Annotated in this window: 8 protein-coding genes; 3 read left to right on the plus strand and 5 right to left on the minus strand. The window is 35.8% G+C overall.

Going from position 1 to position 7350, the window contains the following annotated elements; translation table 11 throughout:
• Positions 1 to 20: 20 nt before the first annotated feature.
• Both J8L85_RS17555 and J8L85_RS17560 read left to right on the plus strand, forming a co-directional pair.
• On the plus strand, positions 21 to 1973 hold the full coding sequence (locus J8L85_RS17555) for a hypothetical protein (protein WP_211019478.1): 1953 nt from the start codon (positions 21 to 23) through the stop codon (positions 1971 to 1973).
• 1 nt (position 1974) lies between these two features.
• Entirely contained in the window at positions 1975 to 2379 is a 405-nt protein-coding gene (locus J8L85_RS17560; RefSeq protein ID WP_211019480.1) for a hypothetical protein, read from the plus strand.
• A 7-nt stretch (positions 2380 to 2386) separates the two neighbouring features.
• On the opposite strand, the gene J8L85_RS17565 is transcribed toward J8L85_RS17560, so the two are convergent.
• On the minus strand, positions 2387 to 3184 hold the full coding sequence (locus J8L85_RS17565; RefSeq protein WP_211019482.1) for an HAD family hydrolase: 798 nt from the start codon (positions 3182 to 3184) through the stop codon (positions 2387 to 2389).
• Between the two features lie 93 nt (positions 3185 to 3277).
• Here J8L85_RS17565 and J8L85_RS17570 point away from each other — a divergent pair, with 93 nt between their 5' ends.
• Positions 3278 to 3700 (plus strand): secondary thiamine-phosphate synthase enzyme YjbQ, encoded by a 423-nt coding sequence (locus J8L85_RS17570; protein ID WP_211019483.1) that lies wholly within the window; start codon positions 3278 to 3280, stop codon positions 3698 to 3700.
• A gap of 148 nt (positions 3701 to 3848) precedes the next feature.
• Here J8L85_RS17570 and rplT read toward each other — a convergent pair whose 3' ends face one another.
• From rplT to thrS, 4 genes are all read right to left on the minus strand, one after another.
• Positions 3849 to 4193 (minus strand): 50S ribosomal protein L20, encoded by a 345-nt coding sequence (gene rplT, locus J8L85_RS17575; protein WP_047245906.1) that lies wholly within the window; start codon positions 4191 to 4193, stop codon positions 3849 to 3851.
• A 92-nt stretch (positions 4194 to 4285) separates the two neighbouring features.
• Positions 4286 to 4483, minus strand: a complete 198-nt coding sequence (rpmI, locus tag J8L85_RS17580) for a 50S ribosomal protein L35 (protein ID WP_047245905.1) — start codon at positions 4481 to 4483, stop codon at positions 4286 to 4288.
• A 109-nt stretch (positions 4484 to 4592) separates the two neighbouring features.
• The gene (gene infC / locus J8L85_RS17585; protein WP_262493352.1) at positions 4593 to 5144 is read right to left on the minus strand and encodes a translation initiation factor IF-3; all 552 of its coding nucleotides are present in this window, start codon (positions 5142 to 5144) and stop codon (positions 4593 to 4595) included.
• 39 nt (positions 5145 to 5183) lie between these two features.
• Positions 5184 to 7124, minus strand: a complete 1941-nt coding sequence (thrS, locus tag J8L85_RS17590; protein WP_211019484.1) for a threonine--tRNA ligase — start codon at positions 7122 to 7124, stop codon at positions 5184 to 5186.
• Positions 7125 to 7350 lie beyond the last annotated feature (226 nt).

The raw sequence follows: 7350 nt of genomic DNA on the forward strand, positions 1-7350 counted from the left end.
TGTTCCAAAAACCAATTATATTGAAAAGTGCTTCTCTACTATTAATATTCCTTTTTTTGTCCGTTTTTATTGCATGGGGCCAAAACCCAAAACAAAAATCCGTTGACTATTATTCGTGGAACTATCCCTTGGTGAAAAGTATATCAAGGAATATTGGTTTTTCGGTAGATGAAGAGCCCTTACCTGTAAGAGCGGCTATATTTTATAGAAATGGGGAGGAAGTTGATTTTTTGGAAGGTCGAAATGTAAAAACTACCATCTCTTCAAGTTTTGTTAACGATTTAGATCTATGGTCATATAAAACAGTACCTTTTGATAAGGCAGATGTAAGAGTGTATTTTGTTCCGCAACCTACTGTATTTAAAGTAATAGGCTATAAGGAAAAGCGTGGTGTAAATGGGGATGAGGTCAGGTATACGGGTCAATTGAAAATGCTGAGAAGTTTAAAAATAGAAGTAAAGGATACTCAAAACAATATGCTGTATGCTACTGTTTTAGAGGATGTTAATGAGCTTCATAGCATTTCGGCGTTTGAAAACCAATCTATTAAAACAGAGCAAAAGGCGATAGATTTAATAAAGGCTTATTTTTTGGAAAACCCGGAAAAATATTTTGCACAGGCTGGTGGAAGTTTGTCCGGACCTTTATATTATAAGATGATAGTGCACTTACAAGATGTATTAGATGTAAGACGTAAAAAATCGACCTTATACCTATATTCCTATAACAAGAAAAAGGGATATGATTTTTATGAACTTCAAAACTCCATAGATCAACTTGTTAATTTGGCCGACATTGATCCTGGTCCACATTATCAATCGCTATTGGAGGATAGACTACTTCCTAAAATCGATTTTTGGAGGACCCAGGTAACAAAGTATAATAAAAAGGACAAGAAGGAACGTAAGATTGTTTGGGGGCTTTTGGCCAACATTTCTGGAGCATATTACGCTTTAGGTGAAAATGAAAAGGCTTTGGAGGTATATAAGGAAATTGAACAGTTGAACTATAGAGCAAGTTATACCTATCTAAAAGACATGCCTTTAGAGCAGATTTCCAAAAAAGAAAACTTTTTTGGTGAAGGAAAAGATCAAACTACTGGAGCACCACCAAACTTTAAAGGTTCTCATAACCCTAGTTACGTGTTTTATCAAAATACAGGTGCAAATGTCTTAGGGGTTAATGAAGCCATACGGTCGAAAGCTGATCTTCAGAAAAACGAAGAAAAAGCATTGGTCTTATATAAGTTATTGAGCCATTATGAGTATTTGGCCGAATTAAAGAGGTTAAGTAAAAAATTCAATGATAAGGGTGATGTTAATGTCGGTTTTGAAGAAACAGATGCGTATTTTGTTGAAGTTTTTAATAGGGAAATAAAGGAATCGGAGGAGATTAAATATCTGGATTTAAGTGTTCTTGAGGATAAGGAGAAAATTTTGGTCACCAAGATATCACAAGAATTAATCGATTTTTACGAAGTTTATGATAAGGAAATATCTCTGAACAAAACCATCTCCAGTGATGCAGAAGAACTTAAAAGACTGTTCGATAAGCGGATGGTTATTTTATCTAAGCTCTTTTTGGATGAAAAATATGAAAAAAGGGAACTGGACAATAGCATTGTTCAGCTTACAGATCTTATGTTGACGGTGAATAACGAAACTATTAGACAATTACCCTTACTAGAGCTCCTGTTAGATGAATTATCCAGTGAGAATAAACTTCGCTATACAGATAACCCCCGGCTTTTTAAGCAATTGTTTAAAAGGTACCAGAAAACATACGTGTTGTTGTTTGTAGGTGAAACCACTATAAAAAAGTATTTACATCATAGTGCCATAAATGGTATTAAAGAGGAACTAAATGATTATTACAGATTTTATAGGGCCGATTTTGATGAGATCGAGAGTAAGTATAAAAACTTGCATAACGAGGCGAGAGTAGTTAAAATATTATCAACCTTCATAAAATAAAATGATAAAATTTAAAAGGATTATTTTTATCTGTGTCGTTGTGCTGGTACATAGTTGTGGCTCTATGGCTTTAAGTAGTTATGAAATGTCCCCATCGCATCACGAACCTTTTGATGTGACTAATAATTTAGAAATAGAAGTGTTGTTGGTAGAGGAGGTTTCCTATGATTCCAATGCTATTAATGTTGATTATGAAATTAAAAATAACTCGAACGAATTATTTAAGCCCGACTTTGGAAAATTCAAGGTGTTTTTTAGCATCTTTACCCAAGATGGTAGAGAAATTGGGCATTACAAGAATTTGTACAAACAGATAGCCCCTAACTCCAGCATTATTTTATCTGAGAAGATCAACTTGTCCGTTTATAAATATAAAACCATAAAGGCAAGAATACTTGTAGAATAACATGGAATTAACTAGTTACCAGCTTTTCTAGAATTCGCTCTACACCCAAATTGGTATTGCTATCGGTAAGGTAGTTGGCCGCTTTTTTTACATTCGGATGCGCATTTTCCATAGCGAAGCTAAAATCGGCCAAGGCCAACATTTCAAGGTCGTTGTTGTAATCGCCAAAGACCATAGTTTCTTCCGGTCCAATATTGTAAAGTTCCTGTACCTTGTTTAAAGCATAACCTTTGTGGGCATTTGGACTTGAGATGTCTACCCAATTTTCGCCAGATACCTTCACTTTTAAATTGTCTTCTAAATGAGCTACATTAGGGTAAATATATTGTTCTGAGCTTTCAAAATGATAGATGGCGATTTTGAGTATTTCCCCATCAAACTCTTTTAGGTTTTCCAATACCTTATAATCTGTATAGTATTCCCTTAATTTTGATTCAAACTTTTCTGAACCGTTTTTAATGTATGCACTGTTTTTGCCACAAAGTACGGGATATATATCATCGACCGGTTGCAAAATATCAAGCACTGTATTTTTATCCTCGTAGGGTAGGGGGGTGGATAAAAGTTCTTTGTTTCGGTGCATCGCAAAACCGCCATTTTCGGCGATTACGATAATGTCATCCTTTATAGGAAGTAATTTATCTACGATACTATGGTATTGTCTACCGCTGGCGGCAACGAAAATAATGCCTTGTTGTTTCATTTTTTCAAAAAGCTCAAAAAAACGACTGCTTACTTCGTGGTTGTCGTTTAAAAGAGTTCCGTCCATGTCGGAAACGACCATTTTAACCTTTGATAGATCCATATATAAATTATAATAAAAAGTAAAGATATTTCAATGAAACGTATTAAAGGGAAGAAAGCTGAAAGTTTTACCTTTATTTAATAATTTTTAAAAATGAAGCTATATCAAAAAGAACTTGTATTACCGCCTTATAATCGTGGATATCATTTAATAACGGACAAGGTTTTGGAAGGTATACCAGAAATGAGGCATATTCAAAGTGGTTTTTTACAGGTTTTTATAAAACATACATCGGCGAGTTTAACGATTAATGAGAATGCGGACCCTACGGTTAGGGAAGATTTCGAAAGCCATATGAATATTATGGTCCCAGAAGATGCTCCGTATTATGTTCATACCTATGAAGGGCCAGATGATATGCCTGCACATATAAAAGCATCGTTAATGGGAGCATCGGTACAAGTACCGATTACAAACGGAAAATTAAATTTAGGAATATGGCAAGGTATTTATCTTTGCGAGCATAGAAATTATGCGCAAGGTAGAAGTTTGGTGATTACGGCCTGGGGTATTTAAGCGTGTATTACCTAGCTTAATACAAAAGGGTAGTTAAACTATAAAAAGGTTGTTGGTTACATTTTCTATGTCCGTATTAAAAATGCACTAAAATAAAAAAATCCGATTCGTAAGAATCGGATTTTTTAAAGTGAGATATTATTGTTTGTTATTTTACTTGCTCAACGATTGCTTTAAAAGCATCAGGGTGGTTCATGGCCAAATCGGCTAAAACTTTTCTGTTAAGTTCTATGTTATTGGCTTTTACCTTACCCATAAATTGAGAGTAAGACATTCCGTGTAATCTGGCACCTGCATTAATACGGGTAATCCATAAAGAACGGAAAGTTCTTTTTTTGTTTCTACGGTCTCTGTAAGCATATAACATTGCTTTTTCAACCGCATTTTTAGCTACTGTCCAAACGTTTTTACGTCTTCCAAAGTAACCTTTGGCTTGCTTCATTACCTTTTTTCTTCTGGCTCTGGAAGCTACTGCATTTACTGATCTTGGCATTTCTTTAAATTTTTTGTAGTAGGCGCCCTAATAAATTTAGGAACTTTTTTGGCCTAACTCCATGGTTAATAATTTTACCTTTTACTGTTCAATTACTTTAAACGTAATTGTTCTTTAATACTGTTAACATCATGCTGGTGTACCAGGGTATCATGTGTCAACGCAAGCTTACGCTTCTTAGACTTCTTTGTAAGAATGTGACTTTTAAAAGCGTGCTTTCTTTTGATTTTACCGGTACCGGTAAGCTTAAAACGCTTCTTGGCACTCGATTTTGTTTTTTGTTTAGGCATTTTCTCCTATTTATTTAATTAATCTCACTTTATTATGCTGAAACTGCCCATAACAAGTATAGGCAGCATTCAGTATTTTCTAATGCATTTCAAGTAAAAGAAATGCTTTTTATTTTCCTTTTGTCTTAGGGGCGATGAACATGGTCATTCTTTTACCCTCTAATTTTGGCATTTGTTCAACTTTTCCAAGTTCTTCCAGTTCAGATGCCAATTTCAATAACAATATTTCACCTTGGTCCTTATATACAATAGACCTACCTTTAAAGAATACATATGCCTTTAATTTAGCTCCGTCTTTCAAGAATTTCTCGGCATGCTTCTTTTTAAACTCGTAATCGTGATCGTCTGTATTAGGGCCAAACCTAATTTCCTTAACAACAACCTTAGAGGCTTTGGCCTTCATGGCCTTGTCTCTTTTCTTCTGTTCGTATAAGAATTTCTTATAATCGATTATTTTACAAACAGGAGGATTCGCCTTAGGTGAAATCTCCACCAAATCCAATTCAAGTTCTTTGGAAATATCCAAAGCCTTTCTTATTGGATATACTCCAACTTCCACATTGTCTCCTACTAATCTTACTTCTGGAGCAAGAATCTTTTCATTAATGTTGTGAGGGTTTTTGTTTTCCCTTCTAGGTTGAGGCCTGAATCTTTTACGTATTGCTATGACTTAATATTTTTTAATTAAACTTAATTTTTTCTAAAACGACTTTAAGGTACTATTTATTTCGTTTGTTACCAAGTCATTGAACTGTTCAATGGTAATTGCTCCTAAATCCTCACCTCCGTGTCTTCTTACGGATATAGTATTTGCAATCTCATCATTTTCACCAACAACGAGCATGAATGGTATTTTATTCATCTCGGCTTCTCTGATCTTCTTGCCAACAGTTTCGTTTCTGTTGTCAATTAGGGCGCGAATTTCGTTATTTTCTAATGATTTTAAAACTTTTTCTGCATATTTTTCATGTTTCTCGCTGACCGGCAATACAATAGCTTGGTCAGGGATCAGCCATAACGGGAAATTACCGCCCGTATGCTCCAGTAACAGGGCTATAAAACGTTCCATGCTTCCAAAAGGAGCTCTATGTATCATTACGGGTCTGTGCATTTCATTGTCGCTTCCCTTATAGGTAAGGTCAAATCTTTCCGGTAAATTATAATCTACCTGTATGGTTCCAAGTTGCCATTGTCTTCCAAGAGCATCCTTTACCATAAAGTCTAACTTTGGTCCGTAAAAAGCAGCTTCACCACTTTCTATAACATAATCCAGTCCTTTTTCTTTGGCGGCATTGATAATGGCTTGCTCTGCCTTTTCCCAATTTTCGACACTTCCTATATATTTATCCGGGTTGTCTAGGTCCCTTACCGAAACTTGGGCGGTGAAATTATCAAAACCCAAAGAACCTAATACATATAAGGATAGGTCTATTACATTTTTAAATTCTTGGTCCAGTTGATCGGGGGTACAGAAAATGTGGGCATCATCTTGGGTAAAACCTCTTACACGTGTTAGGCCATGTAGTTCACCACTTTGTTCGTATCTATATACGGTACCAAATTCGGCGAACCTTTTTGGAAGTTCTTTATAACTATACGGTTTTGTATTGTATATCTCACAGTGGTGAGGGCAATTCATAGGTTTTAGAAGAAATTCTTCGTCTTTCTTTGGTGTGGTTATGGGTTGAAAACTGTCTTCGCCGTATTTGGCATAATGGCCAGAAGTAACGTAGAGTTCTTTTTGGCCAATATGTGGGGTTACCACCATTTCATAACCAGCTTTCTTTTGGGCTTTCTTTAAAAAGTTTTCTAGTCGTTCTCTTAAGGCGGCGCCTTTTGGCAACCACAAAGGAAGCCCTTGTCCCACTTTTTGTGAAAAAGTAAAAAGCTCTAATTCTTTTCCTAGTTTTCTATGGTCTCGTTTTTTTGCTTCTTCTAAAAGCTCTAAATACTCTTTTAATTCCTTTTGTTTTGGAAACGATATGCCGTAGACCCTTGTTAGTTGAGGCTTGTTTTCATCACCTCTCCAGTATGCACCGGCGACACTTAAAATTTTAATGGCTTTTACAATACCGGTATTTGGTATATGTCCTCCGCGACATAAGTCGGTAAAGGTATCGTGGTCACAAAAAGTGATGGAGCCGTCTTCTAGGTTTTCGATTAGCTCAACCTTATATTCGTTTCCTTGGTCTTTGTAAAATTTAAGGGCGTCCGCCTTAGAGACAGAACGCATTTTATAATCGTGCTTACCACGGGCAATTTCCAGTGCTTTTTGCTCTATTTTAGGAAAATCCTTTTCTGAGATGGTGCCGGTGGGAAGGTCTACATCGTAATAGAAGCCGTTGTCTATTGCGGGACCAATGGTTAATTTGACTCCAGGATACAATTCTTCCAAAGCCTGTGCTACAATATGTGATGTAGAATGCCAAAATGCCGTTTTACCTTGTTTGTCCTTCCAGGTATATAAGGTTAGTGATCCGTTGATGGATAAAGGTGTGGTGGTTTCAACAATTGTATTATTGAATTTTGCTGAAATAACGTTTCTTGCAAGTCCTTCGCTTATGGTCTTAGCAACATCCATAGGCGTAATGCCTTTGTCAAATTCTTTAATAGAGCCGTCCGGCAAGGTAATTTCTATCATCTTTTATTTTTGTAACAGGTAGGCAAAGATAATATGTTGTAGTAATGTCTACAATATATTGTAGGTATGTTTTGTGATTATTATGTTATATATAGGTTGGTGTTCGTGATTTTTACTGCTTTGTAGAGGTTGTTTCGTATGTATGTCTGCTGGCGTACCTAATATAAGAGCAGTTCTTTGTTTTAACTTTTTAAAGGAGGGCACCTTTTTCCGTAAAAGTTGGTAT

The sequence above is a fragment of the Maribacter sp. MMG018 genome, assembly GCF_018100785.1.
Lineage (GTDB): Bacteria > Bacteroidota > Bacteroidia > Flavobacteriales > Flavobacteriaceae > Maribacter.